At 75.1% G+C, this 24,633-nt stretch carries 17 protein-coding genes and 1 pseudogene; 7 read left to right on the forward strand and 11 right to left on the reverse strand.

Features of this window, described 5'->3' with window-relative positions:
- A partial coding sequence (locus CRP51_RS09780) for a type I polyketide synthase (RefSeq protein WP_141514573.1) occupies window positions 1-7,118 on the reverse strand: 7,118 nt, incomplete at its 3' end.
- A 269-nt stretch (window positions 7,119-7,387) separates the two neighbouring features.
- Between CRP51_RS09780 and CRP51_RS09785 the strand changes: the two genes are divergently transcribed.
- From CRP51_RS09785 to CRP51_RS09795, 3 genes are all read left to right on the forward strand, one after another.
- Window positions 7,388-7,744 carry a YybH family protein gene (locus CRP51_RS09785; RefSeq protein ID WP_245880483.1) on the forward strand — a complete coding sequence of 119 codons (357 nt, stop codon included), beginning with the start codon at window positions 7,388-7,390 and terminating at the stop codon, window positions 7,742-7,744.
- An 86-nt stretch (window positions 7,745-7,830) separates the two neighbouring features.
- The gene (locus CRP51_RS09790) at window positions 7,831-8,256 is read left to right on the forward strand and encodes a YybH family protein (protein WP_097230680.1); all 426 of its coding nucleotides are present in this window, start codon (window positions 7,831-7,833) and stop codon (window positions 8,254-8,256) included.
- A gap of 274 nt (window positions 8,257-8,530) precedes the next feature.
- Window positions 8,531-9,706, forward strand: coding sequence for an acyl-CoA dehydrogenase family protein (locus CRP51_RS09795; RefSeq protein ID WP_097230681.1), 1,176 nt, complete (start codon window positions 8,531-8,533; stop codon window positions 9,704-9,706).
- A 127-nt stretch (window positions 9,707-9,833) separates the two neighbouring features.
- On the opposite strand, the gene CRP51_RS09800 is transcribed toward CRP51_RS09795, so the two are convergent.
- Together CRP51_RS09800 and CRP51_RS09805 are read right to left on the reverse strand one after the other, a co-directional pair.
- Complete coding sequence (locus CRP51_RS09800; protein ID WP_097230682.1) at window positions 9,834-10,730, reverse strand: NAD(P)-dependent oxidoreductase; 897 nt, start codon at window positions 10,728-10,730, stop codon at window positions 9,834-9,836.
- Window positions 10,731-10,852: 122 nt separating this feature from the next.
- Window positions 10,853-11,416 carry a flavin reductase family protein gene (locus tag CRP51_RS09805; RefSeq protein ID WP_097230683.1) on the reverse strand — a complete coding sequence of 188 codons (564 nt, stop codon included), beginning with the start codon at window positions 11,414-11,416 and terminating at the stop codon, window positions 10,853-10,855.
- A 195-nt stretch (window positions 11,417-11,611) separates the two neighbouring features.
- On the opposite strand from CRP51_RS09805, the gene CRP51_RS09810 reads away from it, so the two are divergent.
- Both CRP51_RS09810 and CRP51_RS09815 read left to right on the forward strand, forming a co-directional pair.
- The gene (locus CRP51_RS09810) at window positions 11,612-13,222 is read left to right on the forward strand and encodes an aspartate aminotransferase family protein (protein WP_097230684.1); all 1,611 of its coding nucleotides are present in this window, start codon (window positions 11,612-11,614) and stop codon (window positions 13,220-13,222) included.
- Window positions 13,223-13,360: 138 nt separating this feature from the next.
- Window positions 13,361-14,725, forward strand: coding sequence for an AfsR/SARP family transcriptional regulator (locus tag CRP51_RS09815; RefSeq protein ID WP_097230685.1), 1,365 nt, complete (start codon window positions 13,361-13,363; stop codon window positions 14,723-14,725).
- Window positions 14,726-14,907: 182 nt separating this feature from the next.
- Here CRP51_RS09815 and CRP51_RS09820 read toward each other — a convergent pair whose 3' ends face one another.
- A complete protein-coding gene (locus CRP51_RS09820) occupies window positions 14,908-17,037 on the reverse strand; it encodes an ATP-binding protein (protein ID WP_170970504.1) in 2,130 nt (709 codons plus the stop codon).
- 524 nt (window positions 17,038-17,561) lie between these two features.
- Between CRP51_RS09820 and CRP51_RS09825 the strand changes: the two genes are divergently transcribed.
- Window positions 17,562-17,753, forward strand: coding sequence for a hypothetical protein (locus tag CRP51_RS09825; protein WP_097230687.1), 192 nt, complete (start codon window positions 17,562-17,564; stop codon window positions 17,751-17,753).
- A gap of 131 nt (window positions 17,754-17,884) precedes the next feature.
- On the opposite strand, the gene CRP51_RS09830 is transcribed toward CRP51_RS09825, so the two are convergent.
- From CRP51_RS09830 to CRP51_RS09850, 5 genes are all read right to left on the reverse strand, one after another.
- Window positions 17,885-18,079 carry a ferredoxin gene (locus CRP51_RS09830; RefSeq protein ID WP_097230688.1) on the reverse strand — a complete coding sequence of 65 codons (195 nt, stop codon included), beginning with the start codon at window positions 18,077-18,079 and terminating at the stop codon, window positions 17,885-17,887.
- An 86-nt stretch (window positions 18,080-18,165) separates the two neighbouring features.
- On the reverse strand, window positions 18,166-19,404 hold the full coding sequence (locus tag CRP51_RS09835; RefSeq protein WP_097230689.1) for a cytochrome P450: 1,239 nt from the start codon (window positions 19,402-19,404) through the stop codon (window positions 18,166-18,168).
- A 62-nt stretch (window positions 19,405-19,466) separates the two neighbouring features.
- Window positions 19,467-20,633, reverse strand: coding sequence for an NAD(P)/FAD-dependent oxidoreductase (locus CRP51_RS09840; protein ID WP_097230690.1), 1,167 nt, complete (start codon window positions 20,631-20,633; stop codon window positions 19,467-19,469).
- Window positions 20,630-21,328 (reverse strand): TetR/AcrR family transcriptional regulator, encoded by a 699-nt coding sequence (locus CRP51_RS09845; protein WP_097230691.1) that lies wholly within the window; start codon window positions 21,326-21,328, stop codon window positions 20,630-20,632. The genes CRP51_RS09840 and CRP51_RS09845 overlap by 4 nt, the downstream gene beginning before the upstream one ends.
- A 210-nt stretch (window positions 21,329-21,538) precedes the next feature.
- Window positions 21,539-21,889 carry a VOC family protein gene (locus CRP51_RS09850; RefSeq protein WP_097230692.1) on the reverse strand — a complete coding sequence of 117 codons (351 nt, stop codon included), beginning with the start codon at window positions 21,887-21,889 and terminating at the stop codon, window positions 21,539-21,541.
- 268 nt (window positions 21,890-22,157) lie between these two features.
- On the opposite strand from CRP51_RS09850, the pseudogene CRP51_RS09855 reads away from it, so the two are divergent.
- Window positions 22,158-22,343 (forward strand): annotated as a pseudogene (locus CRP51_RS09855) (SulP family inorganic anion transporter); the annotation flags it as partial.
- A 68-nt stretch (window positions 22,344-22,411) separates the two neighbouring features.
- Here the strand turns inward: CRP51_RS09855 and CRP51_RS09860 are convergent.
- Both CRP51_RS09860 and CRP51_RS09865 read right to left on the reverse strand, forming a co-directional pair.
- Window positions 22,412-23,263: a hypothetical protein gene (locus CRP51_RS09860; protein WP_097230693.1), complete on the reverse strand. Its 852-nt coding sequence runs from the start codon at window positions 23,261-23,263 to the stop codon at window positions 22,412-22,414.
- A complete protein-coding gene (locus tag CRP51_RS09865; RefSeq protein ID WP_097230694.1) occupies window positions 23,260-24,555 on the reverse strand; it encodes a VWA domain-containing protein in 1,296 nt (431 codons plus the stop codon). The genes CRP51_RS09860 and CRP51_RS09865 overlap by 4 nt, the downstream gene beginning before the upstream one ends.
- Window positions 24,556-24,633 lie beyond the last annotated feature (78 nt).

Consider the following 24,633-nt stretch of genomic DNA (forward strand, 5'->3'; position numbering starts at 1 on the left):
TCCACAACCGGCTCGACAGACGCCGCAGTGACGAGACGCGGAACGAGAAGCACACCGCCCCGAAGCGCGAGCTGCGGCTCACCCACGGCCACCGCGGCGGTGAGGTGCCGGTCGCCGGCGGCGAGTTCGGTGTCGGTGTCGAGCAGCACGACGCGGTCCGGGTGCTCGGTCCCCGCCGAGCGCGCCAGGCCCCAGACGGGGGCCGCCGCCAGGTCCGTGACGTCCTCGTCCGGGGCGGCGGCGACCGCGCCCCCGGTGACGACCAGCAGCTTCGCGCCGTCCAGACGCGGTTCGGCGAGGAAGCGCCGGAGCAGCGCGAGGAAGGCGGCGGTCGTCCGGTGCGCGGCGGCGGGCGGCGCGTCCGGCGCGTCGGCCGGGCCGGTCAGCGACGCGACGCGCACCACCAGGACGTCGGCATCCGGCAGTTCGGCAGGCGACTCGGGCCAGCCGACCTCGGCGAGGCGGGGCTCGCTTCCCCCGGGGGCCGGGGACTCGACCGGCGTCCACGCGAGGTCGTAGAGCCCCTCGGGCCGGCGGGCGGTGGCGGCGGCGAGCCGTTCGGGAACGATGGACCGCAGCGTGAGCCCGTCCAGGGAGAGCACGGGCTGGCCTGCCGGGTCGACGGCGGCCAGCGCGTAGCTGTCGGGACCGGTCGGGGTGACGCGGACGCGCAGCGCCGTGGCGCCGGTGGCGCGCAGCGTCACGCCGGCCCAGGCGAACGGCAGCCGGATGCCGTCGGCCTCCGCTTCGGCGGCGGCGTGCAGCACCAGCGGGTGCAGCAGCGCGTCGAAGAGCGCGGGGTGCAGCCCGAACCGCTCGGCCTCGGCGTGCTGCCGCTCCGGCAGCGCCACTTCGGCCCACAGCTCGTCGCCCGTCCGCCACAGCGCGGTCAGCCCCTGGAACGCCGGGCCGTAGCCGTAGCCCAGTTCGGCGAGCCGGTCGTAGGCGTCGTCGACGGGCTCCGGCTCCGCGCCGGCCGGCGGCCACTGCGCGGGGGCGGCGGGCGCCTGGCCGGTGGCGGCGCCGCCGAGCACGCCGGAGGCGTGGCGGGTCCACGGCTCCGGCTCCTCGGCGCCGGTGTCGGGCCTGGCGTGGACGGCGAAGCCGCGTCCGCCGGCCGGCTCGGGGGCGCCGACGGACACCTGGACGCGCACGGCGCCGCGTTCCGGCAGCACCAGCGGTGCCTCCAGCGTGAGTTCCTCGATCCGCTCGGTGCCGATGTGGTGGCCGGCGGCGAGGGCGAGTTCGAGGAAGGCGGTGGCCGGCACGAGGACGGTGCCGCCGACGGCGTGGTCGGCGAGCCAGGGGTGGGTGTCGAAGGACAGCCGTCCGGTCAGCAGCAGGTCGTCCCGGTCGGCCACGTCCAGCGTGGTGCCCAGCAGCGGGTGGTCCGCCGGGTCGAGGCCGAGTCCGCGGGCGTCGGAGCGGCCGGCCGGCGCCAGCCAGTAGGGCGCGCGCTGGAAGGCGTAGGTCGGCAGGTCGACGCGGCGCCCGCCCGGGTGGAGCGTGGCGCCGTCCAGCGGGGCGCCGTTCGCCCAGGCGAGGGTGAGCCCGGCGAGCAGCGTCTCCGGCTCGGGGCGCCCGGCGCGCAGCAGCGGCACGGCGGCCACGGCGTCGCCGAGCGCCGAGCCGGCGAGCGGGGTGAGCACGGCGTCGGGCCCGGTCTCCACAAGGACGGTGGCGCCCTGGCGGGAGAGTTCGCGGACCGCGTCGAGGAACCTGACGGGGCGGCGGATCTGCTCCGCCCAGTAGCCGGGGTCGGTCAGTTCCCCGGGGGTGGCGAGCGCGCCGGTGACGGTCGAGACGAGCGGGACGCGCGGGGCCCGCGGGGCGAGTCCCTCGACGACCTCGCGGAACTCGTCGAGCACGTCGTCCATGTGCGGCGAGTGGAACGCGTGGCTGACGCGCAGCCGACGGGTCTTCCGCCCCCGGGCGCGCCAGCGCCCGGCGAGCGCGTCGACCGCGTCCGCGTCGCCCGAGACGACGACGGCGGCGGGGCCGTTGACGGCTGCCAGCGCGAGACGGTCGCCGAACTCCGCGAGATCCGCGTCGAGTTCGGACTCCTCGGCCTCGACGGCGGCCATCGCGCCGCCCTCCCGGGCGGACTGCATCAGCCGGCCGCGCGCGGTGACCAGGCGGGCGGCGTCGGCCAGGTCGAACACGTCGGCGGCGTGGGCGGCGGCGACCTCGCCGATCGAGTGCCCGGCGAGCAGGTCGGGGGCCATGCCGTGGTGCTCGGCGAGACGGAAGAGCGCGGTCTCGACGGCGAAGAGCGCGGGCTGGGTGTAGGCGGTCCGGTCCAGCAGCGCCGCCTCGGCGGTGCCCTCCTCGGCGAACATCACCTCGCGCAGCGACGTGTCCAGGTGCGGGTCGAACGCGGCGCACACCTCGTCGAGGGCGGCGGCGAACACCGGGGACGCGGCGTACAGTTCGCGTCCCATCCCGGCGCGCTGGGCGCCCTGCCCGGTGAAGAGGAAGGTGGTGCGGCCGGCCCCGGCCGCGCCGGCGGAGCGGACGGCGGGCGAGGGCGCGCCGGTGGCGAGCGCGTCGAGCGCGGCGCGCAGTTCCTCGGGGGTGGCGCCGGTGAGGACGGCGCGCTCGGGCAGCGCGGTCCTGGTGGCGGCCAGCGACCAGCCGACGTCGGCGGGCCGCGTCCCGGGGTGCGCGGCCAGATGGGCGCGCAGCCGTTCCGCCTGGGCGGCCAGCGCCTCGGCGCTGTGCGCGCTGAGCAGCCAGGGGCCGAGGGTCTCGGGGGCGGTCTCGGGCTCCGGCGTCGCGGGCTCCGTCTCCCGGGGCGCCTCGATGACGACGTGGGCGTTGGTGCCGCTGATGCCGAACGAGGAGATCCCGGCCCGGCGCGGCCGGTCGGCGACGGCCGGCCACTCCCGCTCCTCCGTCAGCAACTCGACCGCGCCGCCTGACCAGTCCACCATCGGCGAGGGCTCGTCCACATGCAGGGTGCGCGGCAGCACGCCGTGACGCATCGCCTGCACCATCTTGATGACCCCGCCGACACCGGCGGCCGCCTGGGCGTGCCCGATGTTCGACTTCAACGACCCCAGATACAGCGGGACCTCGTCACGCTCCCGGCCGTAGGTGGCCAGCAGCGCCCCCGCCTCGATCGGATCACCCAGCCGGGTGCCCGTCCCATGCGCCTCCACCACGTCCACCTCGGCCGGACGCAACCCCGCGTCCGCCAACGCCGCCCGAATGACCCGCTCCTGGGACGGACCGTTCGGCGCCGTCAACCCGTTGCTGGCACCGTCCTGGTTCACCGCCGAACCCCGCACCACCGCCAGCACCCGGTGCCCGTTGCGCCGCGCGTCCGAAAGCCGCTCGACGACCAGCAGCCCGACCCCCTCCGACCAGGAGGTGCCGTCGGCCGCCGCCGCGAACGACTTGACCCGCCCGTCGGGCGCGAGCCCGCGCTGGCGGGAGAACTCGACGAACATCCCGGGCGAGGACATCACGGTCGCGCCGCCGGCGAGGGCGAGCGTCGTCTCGCCGGAGCGCAGCGAGCGGATGGCCAGGTGGAGGGCGACCAGCGAGGAGGAGCAGGCGGTGTCGACGGTCACGGCCGGGCCTGTCAGGCCCAGTTGGTAGGCGATGCGGCCGGAGAGCACGCTCGGCGTGGTGCCGGTGAGGACATGGCCCTCGACGGCCTCGGCGGCCTCGTGCATCCGGGGCCCGTACTCCAGGGCGGTGGCCCCGACGAAGACCCCGGTGCGGGTGCCCCGGAGCGCGGAGGTGTCCAGCCCGGCGCGTTCCACGGCCTCCCAGGCGGTCTCCAGCAGCAGCCGCTGCTGTGGGTCCATGGCCAGCGCCTCGCGGGGCGAGATGCCGAAGAACTCGTTGTCGAACAGGGCGGCGTCGTCGAGGAACCCGCCCCAGCGGCCCCCGCCCTCGCCGTCCGGCGGCGCGGGGTCCCAGCCCCGGTCGTCGGGGAGGCCGGCGATGACGTCGCCGCCCTCGGCGACGATCCGCCACAGCTCCTCGGGCGAGGAGACCCCGCCCGGGTAGCGGCAGGCCATGCCGACGATCGCGATCGGCTCGTCCGGGGCGGTGGCGGGCGTCTCCTCCGTCTCGTCCCGGCCGGCGCCGGCCAGCATCGTGTCCAGGCGGGCGATCAGGGCGGCGGGCGTGGGGTGGTCGAAGAGCAGCCCGCCGGGCAGGCGCAGGCCGGTGGCGGCGGCGAGCGAGTCGCGCAGCTCGACGGACATCAGCGAGTCGAGGCCGAGCTCCTTGAACGTGGCGTGCGTCTCGACCCGGCGGCCCTCGGGGTAGGCGAGGACGGCGGCGACCCGCTCCAGCACCACGGCCGTGGCGTCGGCGCCGACCATGCGCCGCCTGGGGGGCCGCGCGTCCCGGCCGGGGGCGGCGGGGCCGGCCCCGGTCAGGCTGGCGGCCCGCGCGGTGCCGTCGATCCAGTAGCGGTCCCGCTGGAACGCGTAGGTGGGCAGCGGCACGCGCGGGGCGGCGCCGGCGCCGGCGCCCGCGGCGTGCACGGCGGCCCAGTCCAGGCGGGTGCCCCGGACGAAGGCGGCGGCGAGGGCGGCGAGCAGGCGTTCCCGTTCTGGCTTGCCGGCGCGCAGCACGCCGAACGCCTTCACGGCGTCGGGGTCGCGCACCGAGTTGTTGGCCATGGTGGCGCAGACGGTGTCCGGGCCCAGTTCCACCATGGTGGTGGCGCCCTGGGCCTCCAGCGTGCGGACGGTCTCCAGGAAGCGGACGGGGCGCCGCACCTCCTCGACCCAGTAGTCGGGGTCGGTCCACTGGCCGGGGACGACGGGTTCGCCGGTGACGGTGGAGACGGCGGCGATCCTCGGCTCGTGGTACTCCAACTCGTGGGCGACCCGGCCGAACTCCTCCAGCATGGGGACGATCAACGGCGAGTGGGAGGCCATCGGGATGGGCAGCCGGCGCACCCGGCGGCCCCGGGCCGCGACCTGCCCGGCGACGGCGGTGACCCGTGCGTCGGCGCCGGAGAGCACCAGCGCGAGGGGGCCGTTGATGGCGGCGACGGCGGCCTCGTCCTCGTGGCCCTCCAGCAGCGGCAGCACCTCCTCCTCGCTGGCCTCGACGGCGACCATGACGCCGCCGGGCGGCAGCTCCCGCATCAGCCTGCCGCGGGCGGCGACCAGCTTGGCGGCGTCCGGCAGCGACAGCACGCCGGCGACGTGCGCGGCGGAGATCTCGCCGATCGAGTGGCCGGCGACCAGGTCGGCCGTCACGCCCCAGGAGGCGACCAGCCGGTAGAGCGCGACCTCGACGGCGAAGAGCGCGGGCTGGGCGTACGCGGTGTTGTCGATGCCGTCGCCGGTGGCGACGACCTCGGCCAGCGGGCGCTCCAGCAGCGGGGTGAAGGCGTCGCAGATCTCGTGGTAGGCGGCGGCGAACTCGGGGAACGCCGCGCTGAGTTCGCTCCCCATGCCGGCGCGCTGGGAGCCCTGGCCGGAGAAGAGCCAGGCGGTGCGCCCCGGCCTGGCCTCGCCGGTGACGACGGTGCCGGCGAAGCCGCCGTCGGCCAGCGCGCCGAGCCCGTCGAGCATTCCGCGCCGGTCCTCGCCGAGGACGACGGCGCGGTGTTCGAAGACGGTGCGGGTGGCGGCCAGCGCGCGGCCGACGGCGGCGGGGTGCGGGGCGCCCCCGCCGGCGCTCTCGCCGTCGAGGGCGTCGCGCAGCCGCTCCGCCTGGGCGTACAGGGCCTCCTCGCCGCGCCCGGAGACCACCCAGGGCAGCAGGGGCGCGGCGTCGTCGCAGGGCGCGGGGGCCTCGGCGGCGCGGGGCGCGTCGGGGCTCTCCGCGAGCACGACATGGGCGTTGGTGCCGCCCATGCCGAACGAGGAGACGCCCGCCACCAGGGGCCGCTCGGGCGCGGGCCACTCGGAGTGGGTGTCCTGGACGGCCAGGCCCCACTCGGCCAGCGGGATGTCGGGGTGGGGCGTCTCGAAGTTGAGGCTCGCCGGCAGGGCGCGGTGGCGCAGCGCCAGCACGGTCTTGACCAGCCCGGTGATGCCGGCGGCACCCTCCAGGTGGCCGATGTTGGTCTTCACAGAGCCGACCCGCAGCGGCTGGCCGTCGGCGCGGGAGGCACCGAGGGCCGCGCCGAGCGCGGCGGCCTCGATCGGGTCGCCGACGGGCGTGCCGGTGCCGTGCAGTTCGACGTACTGGACCAGCGCCGGATCGACGCCCGCCCGCTCGTACGCCGCGCGCAGCACCCGCTCCTGGGCGTCGCGGCCGGGAACGGTCAGGCCCGGGGTCGCCCCGTCGTTGTTGACCGCGCTGCCCCGGATGACGGCCAGCACCGTGTCGCCGTCGGCACGGGCCCGGCTGAGCGGCTTGAGCACGACGGCGGCGCCGCCCTCGCCCCGGACGAAGCCGTTGGCGCGGGCGTCGAAGGTGTAGGTGGTGCCGTCGGGCGACAGCCCGCCGAACCGCTCCTCGGTGACGGCGCCCTCGGCGAGGATGTTCAGGTTGACGCCGGCGACGAGGGCCGACTCCGCCTCCCCCGAGCGCAGCGACTCGCAGGCCAGGTGGACGGCGACCAGCGAGGACGACTGGGCGGAGTCCACGGTGAGGCTGGGGCCGTGCAGCCCGAGGTGGTAGGAGACGCGGTTCGCGATGACGCCCCGGTTGACGCCGGCCATGCTGTGCTGGGTGATGGCGCTGGCGCCGTGTTGGTAGAGCAGGGCGGCGTAGTCCTCACGGAGGGTGCCCACGAAGACGGCGGTGCGGCTGCCGCGCAGCGCGGCGGGCACGATGCCCGCGTCTTCCAGCGCCTCCCAGGCGAGTTCGAGGACGAGCCGCTGCTGCGGGTCCATGGTGACGGCCTCGCGGGGCGCGACGCCGAAGAAGCCGGCGTCGAAGGTGTCCACCGAGTCGAGAAAGCCGCCGCGCCGCATTCCCGGCGGCGTGCCCTCCGGCTCGGGCTCACCGGTCGCGGAACGCCAACGGCCCTCCGGCACGGGGGTGATGGCGTCGGCACCGCTGCTCAGCAGGTTCCAGAACGCCTCGGGCCCGTCGGCTCCCGGCAGGCGGCAGGCCAGTCCGACGACCGCGATCTCCTCGTCCTCGCCGCCGTGCCGTGCGGTGGTTGCCGACTCGTGCTGATTCGTCATCTCGCTCGACTGCCTTTCCGGCCGAATTGCCAGGACCTCTGAGCAACCGCTGAGCAGCGGACGCAACTCGCGGGCCGATCGTAGGCAGGGCGTTCTCTCCGTTTCGTCAACGGCCGACCTCGAACGAATAATTGCTTTTGTGGAGGCCGGAGGATTACCGGGCGATGAGTGTGCGGCAGAGCGGCCCCGACTAGCTTCCGTAGCGGAAACCCGAACGCCGACTACCGAGAAGGCAGGTCGACTCCGCCATGTCCGATCACGTGGAAACCATGAAGAAGCACCTCGCGCAGTATGCCGACGCGTTCAACTCGGGCGACTTCGAGACCATGGACGCCTTCTACACGGAGGAGGCCGTGGCCGTCTGGGAGCCGGGCAAGCCCCTCACCGGCCAGGCGCGGCGGGACTTCCAGCGGGAGTACCTCCTCCGCAAGCCGCGGATGACGGCGACGCTGCGGGAGAGCTTCGTCACCGACGACACCGCGCTGCTGATCGTCGACTGGGTCATCGAGATCCCCACCGACGGCGCGCCCGAGCGGGAGCAGGGCGTGGGCGTGGACGTGCTGCGCCTGGGCGACGACGGCGTCTGGCGCTACGCGGTCGACGAACCCTTCGGCCAGGAGTCCTGAGCCCTCGGCGAGACCTCGGTCAGCACGGCGTCGCACCGCACAGACCCAGTCCACAGTCACCCGCGCAGAGAGGCGGACCCGCTCCGATGATCTACAACCTCGAAACCGACTTCGACCGTTCGAAGCCGGACCTCACCGACGACCAGTACATCCAGAACGAGATCTTCATGCAGGCGTTCAACTCCGGTGAGGGCGCGCTGTTCGACAGCCTCTACCGCGAGGACTCGATCTCGAACTTCTCCGGCAAGCAGCTGACCGGGGAGGCCAGGCTGGCGTTCTTCAAGGAGTATCTCGCCACCAAGCCGGTGAGCCTGGCGACGCTGACCAAGTGGTACGTCGCCGGCGACGTGGCCCTGATCAAGGTCGAGTACATCATCGACAACCAGGGCCCGGACGGCCGCTCCCGGGTGGAGGGCTACTGCACGGACGTGCTGCGGCGCGGCGAGGACGGCCGCTGGCTGATGGCCATCGACCGCCCGGTGGCCACCACCGGCCGGCCGCCGTCGCAGTAACGGGCCGCCTCCGTCGGGCGGCCCCCGGCGCCCTCCTGGGTTCTCCCCCCAGGGGGGCGTTCGCGCTGCCCGCCCCGCCACGGCGGTGCCAAGGCCGCCGCTCACCGGCCGCCCACCGCCCGGTCATCGCGCGCCGGCGGGCACCCGTCGAACCGCCCCGCGACCGGGGCCGGAGCCGATTACCGGGACAAGACCGCGAGTTTCCCGGGCGAAGAATCGCCCCGCATAGCGTGACGGCACATCGCAGGTCCCGTATGACGAGGGGAAGCCCCACATGGCCACCGAAGCAGAACTCGCCTCCGTTCTCGACGGAGTGCGCGCCGCAGTGCCGGCACTGCGCCGGAACGGGCAGGAGAGCGAGCGGCAGCGCTGGATCGTCGAGGAGAACCTCCAACTCCTGGAGAAGGCCGGCACCTTCCGCGCCGCCGTCCCCGAGAGGTTCGGCGGTCTCGACCTGGACGTGGCGGGGCAGTCGCGGCTGATCTCCGAGATCGCGCGCGGCTGTCCCTCCACGGGCTGGCTCACCATGGTGTGGCTGACCAGCACGTGGTGCGTCAGCCTCTACCCGGACCGGGCGCAGGAGGAGGTCTTCGCCGGCGGCGACACCCGGGTGTCGATCGTCTTCGCCCCGACCGGGACGCTGACCCCGGAAGAGGGCGGCTACCGGCTCAGCGGGACCTGGCGCTACAACTCCGGTGTGGGGGGCGCCGACTGGGACCTGCTGGCCGCGATGGTGGAGACGCCCGACGGCTCGCACCAGGAGCTGGTCGCGCTGGTGCCGACCGGGGAACTCGCCATGGAGGACGACTGGCACGTCTCCTCAGGCGCCGCCACCGGCAGCCGCACGGTGAGCGCGGACGGCCTGTTCGTCCCCGCGTACCGCACGGTGTCGCTGGAGGAGGCGATGGTCGCCGCCACCGGTGACCGCGCCAACACCGGGGCGACCGGCCGCAACTACGGTCTGCTGGGCTACATCCTCTCCGGGGTGGCGGCGACGCTGATCGGCATCGCGCAGGGCTCCTACGAGCTGTTCCTGGAGCGGCTCCCGGGGCGCGGCATCACCTACACCGACTGGACCGACCAGCGCCAGCACCCGGTCACCCAGCAGCGGTTGGCCGTCGCCGCCAACAAGATCGAGGCGGCCCGCGCGCTCTCGGACCGCTGGCACGAGGTGCTCCAGCGCGCCGCCGACGCGGGCGGGCAGCCGACCGACGCGGAGAAGGCCGTGATCCGCGGGCAGACGGCCTACGCCGGGCAGCTGTCCAAGGAGGTCGTGGAGCTGCTGTACGCGGAGAGCGGCGGTTCCGTGATCCGCACCGACGTGGACCTCCAGCGCTTCCACCGGGACATCCAGGGTTTCTCCCTGCACGCCCTGGTGCAGCTCGGCGCCAACCTGGAGGTGCAGGGCCGGGTCCTGCTGGGGCTCGACCCCGGCACGTACTTCCTGTGACCGGCCGGGGGCGCCGCACGGAACCCGGACCCTCGCCGGCCGTTCCGCGTGGCGCCCCCGCGCCGAAGGGCCGGGGCCCGGGACGCGTCGGACGCGTCCCGGGCCCCGGCCCTCTCCGTGCGGCCGACTACGCGCGGCGGTCGGCGCCCCGGAACAGCTCGAACATGCTGGCGAAGCTGTGCGCGCCGTGGCCTCCCGCGACGGTACGGCCCATCAACGCGTGCAGGAAGCGCGGCAGTTCGGCGTTGACCCCCTGCGACTCGCTCTCGTGCAGCACGTGCCCGATCGCGCCGAGGTTCACCTCCATCGTCGCGTCGTTGGCCGGGTAGGCGCGGTCACCCGCGTCGATCTGGCCGGCGTAGTCGGTGGCGAAGAGCTTGACGGTGTCGACCCACGCGGTCGCCCACGGCAGGAACTCCGACGCCTTGACGCCGGCGGTGTCCAGCAGCGCCGCGCCCTGGACGAAGCTGCTGAGCAGCCCGTACATCACGCCCAGCAGCGCCACGTCGTAGAGCGCGGCCAGCCCGTGGTCGGCGCCCAGGTAGGTGGTGCCGCCGCCCAGCACGGCGAGCGCGTCGGCGTGGCGCCGGTAGACGTCCTCCGGCCCGGCGTGGAAGAACACCGCCTGGGGACCGCCGACGCCGGCGGGGACCGCCATGATCGCGCCGTCGAGATAGTCGAAGCCGTGCTTCTCGGCCCAGGCGGCGTTGGCCCTGGCCTGGTCCGACGAGCCGGACGACAGGTTGACCACCACCCGCCCCCTGAGCTGGTCGGCGACCGGGTCGAGAACGGCGTGCAGCACGTCGTTGTCCGTCACGCAGACGACGACCAGCTCGGCGGCGGCGACCGCCTCGGCCGGGCCGGGCGCGACGACCGCGCCCCGGGCGACGAGGTCGTCCGCCTTGCCGGCCGTACGGTTCCACACCGTCGTCGGGTGGCCCGCTTCGAGGAACGTGGCGGCCAGCGCCCTGCCCATCAGTCCCAGACCGATGGCCGTCACCGGTGAACGGTCCTTGTCCGCCATGAGTTACTCCGTTTCCCAGGGGGGTGAACACTGCCGGGTCAGCAAAGCAAGGGCGGAGAACCGGACGGTCACCGCCCGGTCACCGCCCGTCCGGCGGGCGGCGCCGCCCCGGACGCCGCCCGTCACCGACCCGGTCGGTCGGGCGCGGACCCCGGGGTGGCGAAGCGGCCGTCGACGAACAGCAGGCCCTCGCCCCCGGTGAACCGGCCGGCGCCCAGCACGGTGCCGACGAAGATCGTGTGGTCGCCGAAGGCGTGCGCGGCGCTCAGCTCGCACTCCAGCCAGGCCAGCGAGCCGCCCAGCAGCGGCGCGCCCGTCGCGGCGCCCGGCTCCCAGGGCACGCCGTCGAACTGGGCGGCGCCCAGGGTCCGCTTCTTGTCGGCGAAGTGCCGGGCCAACTGCTCCTGCTCGGCACCGAGGATGTTCACGGCGAAGCGTCCGGCCGAGGTCAGCGCCCCGTGCATCACGGCGCCGTGCCCGACGCCGCACAGCACAGACGGCGGGTCGAGGGAGACGGAGCTGAACGCGTTGGCCGTCATGGCGTGCGGGTTCTCCCCGCCGACGGTGATGACCGTGACCCCGGTGGCGAAGCGCGCCAGCACGGCGCGGAGCACCGAGGGGGTCAGCTCGTCGTGGGCGGGCGGGCAGGCGGAAGCGGCGTCGAGGTCAGCGGGCGCGGAATTCATTCCGTATTCTCCGATCCTTTTCGCGGGGCAGCTCAGGCCCTGCCACTGGCGAAACGAGGGCCCGCGCCCGCCAACGTACCGACGGGCGGACGGCGTTCACTCATTTCCCGGTAATCGCCCGGTCCCCCGGGGAGGCGGGCGGGGAAAAGATTCCGCGATGACCGGCCGCTGACCCGGATGACTCAATCTGATGCCATGGAAACGACGAACTCAGAAACCGGCGCACCGGAACTGGCCGAACCCCATCTGCGGCAGTTGCTGGGCGCCGCCGGCCTGGCCGTCGAGTATGTGCGGGCCGAGGGCAACACCCTCTATCTGCGCGGCGAGGAAGGCGAGGAGATTCCGGTCACGGATTTCGCCGGCGGCTACGGCTCCGTGCTGCTCGGCCACTCCCACCCCGACATCGTCCGGTGCGCCAGGGAACTGCTGGACGCGGGCACGCCCGTGCACGCCCAGTTCTCCCGGCACCCCTACGCCAACCGGCTGGCCGCCGAGCTGAACCGGATCGTGCACCGGGAGCTGGGCACCGAGGAGCCGTACTTCGCGATCTTCGCCAACACCGGCGCGGAGGCCGTCGAGGCCGCCGTCAAGCACGCCGAGATGGACCGGGTGATGCGACTGGCCGACCTCAGGGGGGAGTTGGCGAAGGCCGCCGCGTCGGCGCGGGCCGCCGTGGACGCGGGCACCGCCACCGTCCCCGAGCGGCTCCGCGCGCGGTTCGGGATCGTGGGTGCCATGGACGACGCCACCGCGCTCCGCGAACTGGTCGCGCACGTCACGCCGTTGAACGAGGCGAGGCTGGACCGGCGCCCGCTCTTCCTGGCGCTGGAGGGCGGTTTCCACGGAAAGCTGGGGCTGAGCGTGCAGCTCACCCACAACGAGAGCTACCGCGCGCCGTTCCGGGGCCTGGCGGCGCAGGCCAGGTTCGTGCCCCGGGAGAACCCGGAGGCGCTGAGGGAGATCCACGAGCGGGAGCGCGGCGCGGTCTTCGCGTTGACCGTCTCGGGCGGCCGGGTGGACGTCGTGGAACGGGAGTTCCCGGTGTTCTGCGCGTTCCTGGTGGAGCCGGTCCAGGGCGAGGGCGGCATCCATGTACTGAGCGGGGAGTTCGCCGGGGAGATCCAGCGCTTCTGCGCGGAGATCGACTGCCCGGTCGTCGTCGACGAGATCCAGAGCGGCATGGGGCGCACGGGCACGCTGCTGGCCTCCTCCCCGCTGGGGCTGCGCGGCGACTACTACGTGCTGGCCAAGACGCTCGGCGGCGGCATCGCCAAGACGTCGGCGATGCTGGTCCGACAGGCCAGGTACCGGCCGGAGTTCGAGATCGTGCACAGCTCGACGTTCGCCAAGGACAGCTTCTCCTGCACGGTCGCGCTGAAGGTGCTCGAACTGCTGGAGGCGGACGACGGCGCCGTCTACCGCGCGGCGCGGGAGCGCGGCGCGGCGCTGCGGGCCGTGCTGGACGGGGTGGCCGCCGACTTCCCCGAGCAGGTGCGGGAGGTGCGCGGCGCGGGGCTGATGCAGGGCCTGGAGTTCCACGACCAGTCGGCGGCGGCCTCCGACTCGGTGCGGGAGCTGGCCGCCACGGGGCTGTTCGGCTACTTCCTCGCCGGGCATCTGCTGCGGGAGCACCGGGTGCGCACGTTCCCGACCGCGAGCGCCCTCAACACGCTGCGCTTCGAGCCGTCGGTGCGGCTGTCGGACGTCGAACTGGACCGGCTGGACGTCGGGTTGCGGGACGTCTGCCGGGTGCTGGCCGCCGGCGACGGCGCGCGCCTGCTGGGCCGGGCGGCCGTCGCCGGCTGACGCACGGCGCCGGGACGGCGGGCCGGCGTGACGGCGGGCCGGTGTGAAGACGTGACGGCGTGAAGACGGTCGGCGTGGAGACGCTCGGCGTGGAGACGCTCGGCGTGGAGACGCTCGGCGTGGAGACGGGAGAAGAGCATGGAGTTCCGACTGCTGGGACCGATCGAGGTGAACGGAGCGTCCGGCCCGGTGCCGTTGGGCGGCACCCGGCAACGTGCGGCGTTGGCATACCTGCTCCTCCACGCCGGCCAGGTCGTCTCGACCCGACGGCTGCTGTCCGCCGTCTGGGCCACCGACCGTCCGCCGGACACGGCGCGGAAGATCCTCCAGAACACCATCTGGCGGCTGCGCCGCGCGCTGGCCGCCCCGGGCGAGGAGCAGCCCCCGGAGCTGCTGACCCGGGCGCCTGGCTATGTGGTGCGGGTGGCACCGGAACAGATCGACCTGGTGCGTTTCGAACGGCTCGCGGCACGGGGCAGGTCGGCGCTGCTCGCGGGCGACACCGGGCGGGCCAGGTGTGCCCTGCGTGAGGCACTGGCGCTGTGGCGCGGCCCGGCCCTCGCCGACCTCGTGGAGGAGGGCACGGACTGGCCGGAGCTGGCGGCGTTGGAGCAGAGGCGCCTGGACGCCATGGAGGACCGCTTCGAGGTGGAGCTGCGCAGCGGCCAACCCCGTTCCGTGCTGCGGGAGATGGAGGGCTACACCCGGGCCGAGCCGCTGCGGGAGCGGGCGGCCGGCCAGCTGATGCTGGCCCTGTACCGCTGCGGCCGGCGGGCGGACGCCCTCGACGTCTACACCCGCACCCGCTCGGCCCTGTCGGAGGGGCTGGGCCTGGAGCCGGGACACGAGCTGCGCCGGCTGCAACGGGACATCCTCGCGCAGGACGCCTCGCTGGACGCTCCGGCGGCGGCCCCGGTGCCACCGGCGGCGGTGGCTGAGATCCTGCCGGTGGCTGAGGTCGTGCCGGCCGCCCCGGCCGACGGCCACGCCGACGCCTTCGGCGGGCGTGGAGATGGGGACGGGGACGGGAATCGGTACGGGGAGGGGGACGGGCAACGGGGCGGGGAGCGGAGGAGCAGCGTGCTGCTGGTGCGGTTCACGCTCGGGCGGGGGACGGACCCGCTGCCGACGCGCGAGGTGGACCAGGCGCTGGACGCGGCGTGCGAGCTGGCGCGCGAGGAGATCGTGCGCGCCGGGGGGACCGCGGCGACGGCGATCGGTTCCGAGGTGCTGGGCTTCTTCCAGGACGCCCCCGGTAGAAGCGACTGCGCGGAGCGCGCCGACGCCTCGGCGCGCGCGATCCGCGACCGGCTCCGGGACGGCCCCGCCGGCCTCGCGGTGCGGGCGGCGGTGGCGACCGGCGCCGCGTTCGTGCGCCGCTGGCCGCCGACGGCGGCCGGGGGCCGCGCGCCGTGGATCGGCGGCGACCTGGTCGACCGCGCCGAGGCGCTGCTGGCCGACAGCGGGCCGCGCGACAACCCACCGGACCACGAAGCTCCGTAGTCGGCCAACCCCGCCACTCATGCACCGCGCAGTTCCCCGCGCCCCCGACGGGGCCACCGAACCACCCCAGGGTGCACGCACACCCAAGCCGCCCAACGACAGCGCAGGGGCGCGGGAAAGCGCGCGAGCGACCGGACACGAGTGGCAGACGACAACCCACCCGAGCCGCGACCCGCCGAGGATCACCCGTCGTGGCAGACCGCGCCCCGCCGGTCCCGCGCGCGGCGCACCAACGGCGTGGCCGGGGTGTCCAGCCGCCGGGTCCGCACGACCTCGGGGCCGCTGTCGACGCCGGGCAGCCGTTCCAGCGTGAGGGTCCCGCTGTGCCGCAGTCCGCTGCCCCAGAACGGCCGGCGCCGCAGCAGTTCCGCCGGCCGCGCGCCGACCACCAGGAACAGCGGGACGTCCCGGGAGACGGAGGCGAGGCGTTCGACCAGGTTCAGCACGGAGTCGTCCGCGACATGGGCGTCGTCCAGGCTCAGCACCAGCGGCCGTTCCCTGGCGAGCAGCACCAGCAGGTCGCACCAGGCGTCCAGCGCGTCCGCCTCCGCGTCCGGGCACTCCCGTTCGCGCAGCATCCGCCACAGCAGCCGCTCCGCCGTCTCGCCCCGGCCGGCGACGCGTCGTACCAGCTCGGTCAGGGCGCTGTCGGCGAGTCCCGAGTCGCCGAGGCCGCAGCAGGCGCGCACCACGTCGGGGACCGACCAGCGGGCGCTGCCGCCGGCGCGGACCCGGACGAGGCGGACCACGTCGTCCTGGACGCCGTCGAGGAAGTCGGCGAGCAGCTGGGTCTTGCCCGCGCCCCGTTCGCCGAGGACCGTCACCAGGTGCGGGGCGTCGTGGTGGCGGGCGCGGGTCAACAGGCTGCGGAGGATGCCCAGTTCGGCCTCGTAGCCGCGGGCCGGGTCCGGCAGCCCGGGAACGGCCGCCGGCGGGGTGGCGCGGGGTTCGGCGACGGCCCGCACGTGCGGGCGGTCCGTGGGGCGTTGCGGCACCAGCCCGGCGGTGCGTTCGACCGCCTCGCCGCTGAGGTGGATCTCGCCGGTCGGCACGCCGGCGAGCAGCAGCCGCGCCTGGTCGACGAGCCGGCCGACCACCAGCACGGGCGCCGCCGGGTCGTGCGGGTCGCGGCGCACCAGGGCCTCGCCGGCGGACACCACCGCGCGCCAGGACGACCCGGGCGAGCCGAGCCGGCCGCGCAGTGCCAGGGCGGCCCGCACCGCGTCGGCGGAGGCGCCCTCGGCGTCCGGCCGCAGCCCGAAGACGGCGACCGAGACCCGGCCGAGCGCCCCGGCGACCACGCCGCCGAACTCCTCGGCGTACTCGGCGACCGTCGTCGCGGCACGGTAGAGGGTGCGGGAGGAACGGGGGTCGTCGCCGGCGTCCTCGGCCACGTCCGCGCTGACCAGCAGCACGGCGACGGACCTGCGTTCGGTGCCGGGCGAGTGGCGCGGCACCCGCTCGGCGCCCGGCGGCGGCGCCTGGGCGGGCACCGAGGGCGCCTCCCGGGGGGCGGCGGGAGCGTCCCGAACCGGCGTCGGTTCCGGTTCGAAGGGCGGCGGGGCGGTGCGGGCCGGGGGGCGGAGCGAGGGGTCGTGGGTGAGGATGTTCTGCTGGAGCGCCTGGAGTTCGCGGGAGGGTTCGAGCCCGTGCTCCTCGACCAGCGCCCGGCGCACCCGGCTGAAGACGTCCAGCGCCTGCGCCTGCCGGCCGCAGCGGTACAGCGCCAGCATCAGCTGGCCGCAAAGCCGTTCGCGCAGCGGCTCCTCCTCGGCGAGCGCCACCAGTTCACCGAGGACCGCGTGGTCGTGGCCGCTGCGCAGCTCGGCCTCGAAGCGGTCCTCCATCACGTCCAGGCGCAGCCGGCTCAGCGCGGTCAGCTCGGGCCAGTCGGTACCGGCCTCCACGAGGTCGGCCAGCGCGGGGCCGTGCCACTCCGCGAGCCCGGCGCCCAGCAGCCGCGCGGCCTCCTCGGGCCGCCCGGAGGCGAGGGCCGCCCTGCCCTCGGAGACCCGGCGGTTGAACCGGTGCAGGTCGACCTGGTCGGCGGGGACGCGCAGCACGTAGCCGGGCGCCTTGGTGACGAGTGCGGGACCGGTTCCCCCGTGCTCGGCCGTCTCCTCGGTGAAGAGGGCGCGCAGCCCCCACACCGCGTTCTGCACGATCTTGCGGGCCGTCGTCGGCCGGTTCTCCTCGGGCCACAGCGCGCTCAGCAGTTCGCTGGTCGCCACCACTCTGTTGGCCCGCAGCAGCAGCAGTCCGAGGACCGCCCGCTGCTTGTGTCCTCCCAGTGTCAGCTTGCGTTCCCCCACGGACGCTTCCAACGGTCCAAGTACCCGGAATTCCACTGCCTCTTCCCGTCTGTCAGTTCGAGCGGTCGGCGATGGCGTTTCGTGCGTGCGTCGCCCCTGCGCGGTCGGGCGGAGGCGGATGGCGCCTCCGGTGGATGCGGACCGCGGACGCGGGGCGGAAGGCGGTCTTCGGCGGCGGACGGCTGTGGCGTTCGTCGGGATCTCCGGGGCGTCGGCGTCGTCGTGGCCCCGCGGGGACCGTCGGCGGGCGGGGGGCCGCCCCGCGCACCGGCGACACACCGCCGACCACGTTTCCTGACGTCAGGATGGGCCACCGCGATCTACGCCCGATCGACGCTCGGTGTACGGCCGAACACCGGGGCGCGGGCCCGCCGTTCGGGGGCGTCGCGACCTGTACGGGGCCGCACGTCCCCGGCGCGTCCGGCGGTCGGCCCCGGGGGGCGAGGAAGCATAGATTCCGCATAGATCGTCTGCTGACACGATCTTGGCGATCGAGACAGCACGCAGCGACGAGGAGAGGCACCATGCACGCCACCCGAGCCCACCGACGCGGACGTCGTCACCCGGCCGCGCCCGGCGGGCTGCCATGCGCGGCGGCCGCGCTGGTTCTGACCGCCGTGATCTGCGGCGCCGCCCTGCTCCCCCACGGGACGGGCGCCGCACACACGGCGTTGAGCGCCGTGTCGACCGGCAAGGACTGGAACAACACCGGCTGACCGACTCCGGCCCCTTCGGGGGAGCCCGCGCCCTGCGGGCTCCCCCGAAGGGGCCGGTTGTGCGGGCGGGAGGCGGGTCCGGTTCTCCCCGGGCCCGCCTCCGTCGTGCCGTCACCTTCGAGGCGGCCGGCTCACTCCTCGACGTGGATGGCCAGCACCGGGCAGACGGCGGAGGCGTGCCGCACGTCGTCGGCGTCCCCCTCGGCCGGTTCCACGGCGAGCAGGACGGCGACGCCGTCCTCGTCCCGCTGGTCGAAGACCTCGGGGGCGGCCATCACACACTGGCCGGAGGCCACGCACTTGTCCTGGTCGAGGGAAACCCTCATGAACTCTCCTCACATGTGCCGGGCGCGCCCCGCGGGCGGCCGGGGTGGTCGCGGCGGGGAGCCGGGGCCCCGCCGGGGTCGGACGGCTACCAGCTGACGGGGAGTTCGTAGACCCCGTAGACCGACCCGTCGTGCTTGAACGGGAGCTCCTCCAGCTCGGCGGCCAGCCGGAGGGTGGGGACGCGCCGGTACAGCGTCCCGTAGACGATCCGCAGCTCCAGCCGCGCCAGCGGCTGGCCGAGGCACTGGTGCGCCCCGTAGCCGAACGCCACGTGGTGGCGGGCGTCGCGGCGGATGTCCAGGGTGTCGGGGTCCCCGGGGAACGCCGAGGGGTCGCGGTTGCCGATGTCGTTGGCGAGGATCACGCCCTCCCCCGCCCTGAGGGTCTCGCCCGCGATCTCGATGTCCTCCAGCACGGCCCGCCGCCGCCCGCTGTGCGTGATGTGCAGATAGCGCAGCAGCTCCTCGACCGCGCCGGAGACCAGCTTCTCGTCGTCCGTGTCGCGCAGCGCGGCCAGTTGCTCCGGGTGACGCAGAAGCGCCAGGGTGCCCAGCGCGATCATGTTGGCGGTGGTCTCGTGGCCGGCGATCAGCAGCAGCACGCCCATCTGGGCGGCCTCGCGGCGGGTCAGCTCGCCGCCGCCCACCCGTTCCGCGAGCCCGGAGAGCAGGTCGTCCTGGGGCGCGCGGAGCTTCTCGCCGAGCAGGCCGTCCAGATAGTCGGTCAGCCGGCCGAGCGCGGCGGACCGTTGCTCCTGTGTCACCTCCCGGTTGATGATCGTCTTGCTGTTCTCCTGGAAGAAGGCGTGGTCGGCGTAGGGCACGCCGAGGAGTTCGCAGATCACCATCGACGGCACGGGCAGGGCGAACGCCTCGACGAGGTCGACCGGCCTGGGGCCGGCGAGCATGGCGTCGATGAGTTCGTCGACGATCCGCTGGATCCGCGGGGCCATCGCGTTGACCCGCTTGACGGCGAACGGGGCGGTGACCATGCGGCGGAGGCGGGCGTGCTCCGGGTCGTCCATCAGGATGAAGCCGATGCTGTTGCCCCGCGGCGGCACCGGGGCCCCGCTCGGGTATCCGGGACGCGTGATGTCGGCGCTGAGCCGCGCGTCGGCCATCAGGGCGCGCTGTTCGGCGTAGCGGGTCACCAGCCAGGGTGTGCTGCCGTCCCAGAGCCGGACGCGGGTGAGGGCGCCCTCCCGCTGCCGTTCGCGCAGGGGCGGCGGCGGGTCGAACGGGCAGCCGCTCGCCCGGGGCATGGGGAACTCGGGCGGTTCCTCGGAGAGCGCCGTCGGGGGGATGTTTCCGGCATGTGCGGTCATGACGTCCCTTCGTCGGGTGGGGAGGGAGGTACGCGGAAGCCGGGTGGTCGTGTGCCGGGGGCTCAGGCCCGCCGGCCGATGTCGCGTCTGCGGCGACGCGCCTGCTTGGGCATGTTCCAGCCCAGGACCCCGGTGACGACGCCCTCGCGCCGGTAGACGGCGACGAAGCGGCCGGCGGCGACGTCGCCCTCCGGGAAGGTGACCTCCGCGTCGGCGGAGGGCAGGCCGTGGACCTGCACCCGGGCGTCGAACTGGTCGGTCCAGAAGTAGGGCACGGGGGTGTAGGGCCGCTCGTCCCCCAGCAGCGCGCCGGCGACGGCGAGCGCCTGCTCGGCGGCGTTGGCGCGGTTCTCCAGCCGGACCAGGGCGTCCAGCGCCCGGTGGTGGAAGCGGGCCACGTCGCCGGCGGCGTAGACCCCCTCGGCCGCGCGGCAGTGGGCGTCACAGACCAGCCCGCCCTCGACGCGCAGGCCGCTGCCGTCGAGCCAGGCGGTGTTCGGCTCGGCGCCCACGGCGACGACCACGACGTCCGCGGGCAGCGTCTCGCCGGTGGCGAGCCGCACCCCGCTGACCCGCCCGCCGGCGGCGGCCAGCCCCGCCACCTCGGCGCCCGGCCGCGGCCGCACGCCGTTCGCGCGGTGCGACGCCATCAGCCGGGCGGCGACCTCGGGGCCGAACCGGTCGGTCATCGGGGCCGGTTGGGGCCCCACCAGCGTCACGTCCAGGCCGCGGCCGCGCGCGGTCGCGGCCACCTCGGCACCCAGCACGCCGTCGCCGACCACGACCAGCCGCGCCGCCGTCCGCAGCGCCGCGCGCAGGGCCAGCGCGTCGTCCACGGTCCGCAGGGTGTGCACGCCGGCGATCCCGCGCTGCCCCGGCAGCTCGCGGGCGCGCAGCCCGGTCGCGACGACGATCCGCTCCGCCCGCAGGGCGCGCGCCGCGGCGGTGTGCACGGTGCGGCTCCCGACGTCCAGCGCGACCGCCGCCTCGCCGAGCAGCAGAGTGACGTCCCCCTCCGTCAGGGCCGAAGGCCCGGGTAACCGGATGCGCGCGGCGTCCCACTCGCCGGCCAGCACCTGTTTGGACAACGGCGGCCGGTCGTACGGCGGATGGGGTTCGGCGCCGAGCACGGTCAGGGCGCCCCGGTAGCCGCGCCGGCGCAACGCCTCGGCGGTCGCCAGGCCGGCGGCGGAGGCGCCGACGACGAGGACGCTCGCGGGGGCGCTCAAGCGAGGCACCCGGAGGGCGCCCGGCCGGCCGGGCCCGTGTCCGCGCCGGGGTCGGTCACGGGGGCGAGCCAGAGTCCGACGAGCGCGTCGACGAGCGCGGTGGTGTGCGCGTGCCAGTCGACGCCGTCGGCGGCGGTCCCGTGCGTCGCGAGGATCCGCTCGCGCTCGGCGAGCGAGTGGGTCAGCAGCACCCGCGCCATCTCGCCGCGCAGCAGGTGGACCCGGGGCGGGAGCGAGGGCAGGCAGCGGTTGAGGCCGTCGAGTGCGCGCAGCAGCGAGGGCCGGCCGAACGCCTCGTCGAGCACGGTCTCGCGCAGCGCGGGGTCGGTCATCGTCTGGACGGCGAACCGCGCGTACCAGGTGGTCCCGCCGAGGGTGGCCAGATACTCGGTGCCGGGCCGCACCAGGCACAGGCACCAGTCCCGCACGTCCGTCGAGTCGCCGATCTCGGCGAGCATCCGGGTGCGGGCGGTGTCGATGCGGTCGGCGTGCCGGCGCACTATCGCCCGCACCAGGCCGTCCTTGCCGCCGAAGTGGTAGCCGACGGCGGTGTTGTTGCCCTGCCCCGCCGCCTCGCTGATCTGCCGGCTGGAGACCGCGACCACGCCCCGCTCGGCGAACAGCCGCTCGGCGGCGACCAGTATCGCCCGCCGCGTCTCGCTCGCCCGGTCGCCGCGCGCGCTCCCGTCGGCCATGGGCAGGCCACCGCCCTCTCCGTCTCGACTGCCTCGTCGTCCCGGTCCGCCTTCCAGTGAAGGCGCGCGCCAACGGGTAAGTCAAGCGCCTGACTTAAAACCGACGGGCACCCTTGCGCGGCCCTCGCGGACGCGCGGGAACCGCGAGGGCCGGCGGACCGGGCGTCGGCACCACCGCCGCGCCCGTCGGGCACCGGGGCGGGAGCGACCTCAGCGGTGGCCGAGCACGTTGACCACCCGGCCGTTCGGGTCGCGGACGAAGAACCGCCGCACGCCCCACTCCTCGTCCCGCAGCGGGTGGACGATCTCCGCTCCGCGGTCCCGCATGAGCGCGTAGGCGGCGTCCACGTCGTCCACCTCGACGCTCATGTCGGGGACGACCGGCGCGGTCTGGTCCTCGGTCATGAAGCTGACCTGCGCACCGGGGTCGGACGGGGAGGCGAGGGTCATGATCCAGCCGTGGTTCATGACCTCCCGGAAACCCAGCAGGCCGTAGAACTCCCGGTTCTCCGACGCGTCCTGGGACGAGCTGACGTTGGGCACGACTCGGCGGACTCTCACTGGTGACTCCCCACGGTGCGGACGGAATCTCGGCGCACCCCAGCCCTACCACGCCGCGCCCGCGCCGCGAGGGCAGGGGTGGACGCTACCGCGCCTGCTCGGCCGCGGCCCGTTCGTGGGTGCGCACCCGTTCCAGCAGTGCCTCGCGCTCGGCCTCCCCGGACGCGTCGCCGCCGAGGGCGTCGAGGCGGTCGGTGGCGGCCAGCAGGTCGCGCGTCTGCTCCAGGGGGGGGAACCCAGCGGCTTCACACGGCGGATGGCCATCAGCCGGGACCCCGACCTGGTGGTCGTCGACCTGTCCGCCGCCCATGTCTGGGACGCCTCCGTGGCGGCCCTCGACGCCGTCGAGACCAGGTACGCGCGGCGCGGCAAGACCGTCGAGATCGTCGGCCTGAACGAGTCCAGCGCCCCTCTCCACGACCGGCTCAGCGGCGAACTCGCCGGCGGCCACTGAGCGTCGACGCCACGCGCGTGGGGCACCCGGCCGGCGGCCGGGTGCCCCACGCTTACGGCTCGGACGTCTCAGGCCCCGCGTCCCGGGCGGGTCAGGCGGTAGCCGCCGAGCGCCGCCAGCGCGCCGAGCAGCCCGCCGCCGGCGGTCCACAGCCAACGATCGTTCCACCAACCGCCGTTCCAGCCGTCCTCCGGCTCGGGCACGGCGGCCAGATAGACGCCGTCGTCCCGGCCGCCGTCCCGCTCTTCCTCGCGGACGATGTCGGCCGCCTCGGCGCTCACCGTCCCGGCGGCGCCCACCGGGAGCAGCGGACCGGCCAGGTCGCCGCCGACCGCGACGGAGCCGCCCGCGTCCTCGGCGGTCACCTCGACCGAGACGGACACCGGCAGGCCCAGGTCGCGCTCCGGCAGCTCCGCGACCGAGAGCCGCAGGTAGTACGCGCCGGGCAACGGCGTGTCCGACCAGGGGTCGGCCCACGAGCGGACCGCGCGCGGGGCGCACTCCAGGGTGAGTGCGGCGTCCGCCTCCTGGGCGGTGGCGCTCTGCCGGCCCGAGGCGCACGACTGGTGGCGCCGCAGCCCGTCGTAGACGTCGAGCCGCCAGGTGACCGGGCCGGTGCGGGTGTCGGCCTCGGGCAACGTCACCTCCGCCTCGGCGCTCACCCGCTGCCCGGCGCCGGCCGGGAAGACCCAGTACAGGTAGTCGCCGGTCGACGCGGAGGCCGTCGCCCGCCGCCCCTGGTCGATCACCGTGGCCGTGCGGAACGCGGTGCCGGCCTCGGTGGCCTCCGTCTCCCCCGAGTCGTCGGCCCGCGCCGTGCCCGCGCCGCTCAGCGCGACCGCGGCCGTCAGCAGCGTCACCGCGAGCCAGCGGCCCGCGCGGCCCGCGCGGGTGGTGATCCCGTCTGCGTCGTACCTCATGCCGTTCCCCTCAACGCCGTGACCACGCGCTTGAGCACGCCGCCCAGAAGACCCGCCACCAGGCCGACACCGGCCAGGAAGAGCACCGGCGCCCACCCCCTGGCCAGGCCGAACGCCGCCGCGTCGGGCGACTCGTCGGCCGCCGAGACCACGTCCACGGCCAGCTCGACCGGCAGGCCCGGTGTGCGCACCACGGAGTCGGGCGCGGAGAACGAGTGGCTGAGCACCAGGCAGACCGTGCGCCGGTCCTCGCCCGCGTCCCCCGAGTCCCCGGAGTCGTCCGCGTCGTCGTCGGGCTCCTCGACCGGCCAACGGAGCCCGGTGGAGAGCACGTCGGTGCGTCCGGTGCCGGCGCCCGTCCCGCGCGTCAGCTCGCGTCCGTCCTCGTCGAGGGCGCGCAGCAGCACGCCGTAGTCCCGGTTGACCTGCCGGTCGGCCGTCACGCTGGCCGCCACCCGCAGCTCCTGCCCCGCCTGCACGGGCACCCGGTAGGCACGGTGTTCGCCGAACTCCTCGCGGTCCTCGTAGACGCCGACGCCGAGCCAGGGCGCGTCCCGGCACTCCTCGGCGCCGTCGACGGCCGTGGGGTTCTCCACCGGCAGATCCGCGCGCCGCACCAACTGTTCGACCTTCTCGGCGAGTTGGTCGGCGTCCTGCACCGCGGTGTAGGTGCCGCCGGTGGCCTCGGCGATGCAGCTGAGCTGCTCGCGCACCGCGTCGTCCCGCGTCAGCCCGAGGGTGTCCACCACCAGGTCGGTACCGCTGGCGGCGAGTTCGTGCGCCACCAGGCAGGGGTCGGGCTCCCCGCAGGAGTCCTCGCCGTCGGTGATCAGCACCACCCGGCGGCTGCCCGGACCGTCGCCCAGGTCCTCGTTGGCGCCGCGCAGCGCGTAGCCGATCGGGGTCCATCCGGTGGGGCGCAGCGTGGCGACCGCCGTCTTGGCCTCGGTGCGGTCGATCGACTCCACCGGGTAGAGCTGCTCGCTGTCCCGGCAGCCGACCTCCAGGTCCTCGCCCGGGTAGGTCGCGCCCAGCGTGCGGATGCCGAGGTGGGTCTCCTCGGGTACGGCGTCGATCACCTCGTTGAACGCGCGCTGCGCCGCGGCTATGCGGGACTCACCGCCGCCCATGTCGCGCTCGTTCATCGAACCGCTCACGTCCAGCACCAGGTTCACCCGGGGCGGCTCGGGCTCCCCGCGCGACTCGGCCACGGCGTGCGGCGCGAGGCCGCCCGCGACGAGCGCGACGAGCAGCCCGCCCAGGGCTCTCGTCAACCATCTTCTCAAGATCATCCGCCGATGCTATTGATCGGGGCGCCCGTTGACGAACTGACCGTCAACTCAGCCTCAGGTGCGGCGGGTTGCCGCCGC

This window comes from Streptomyces zhaozhouensis (assembly GCF_900230195.1).
Classification (GTDB): domain Bacteria; phylum Actinomycetota; class Actinomycetes; order Streptomycetales; family Streptomycetaceae; genus Streptomyces; species Streptomyces zhaozhouensis.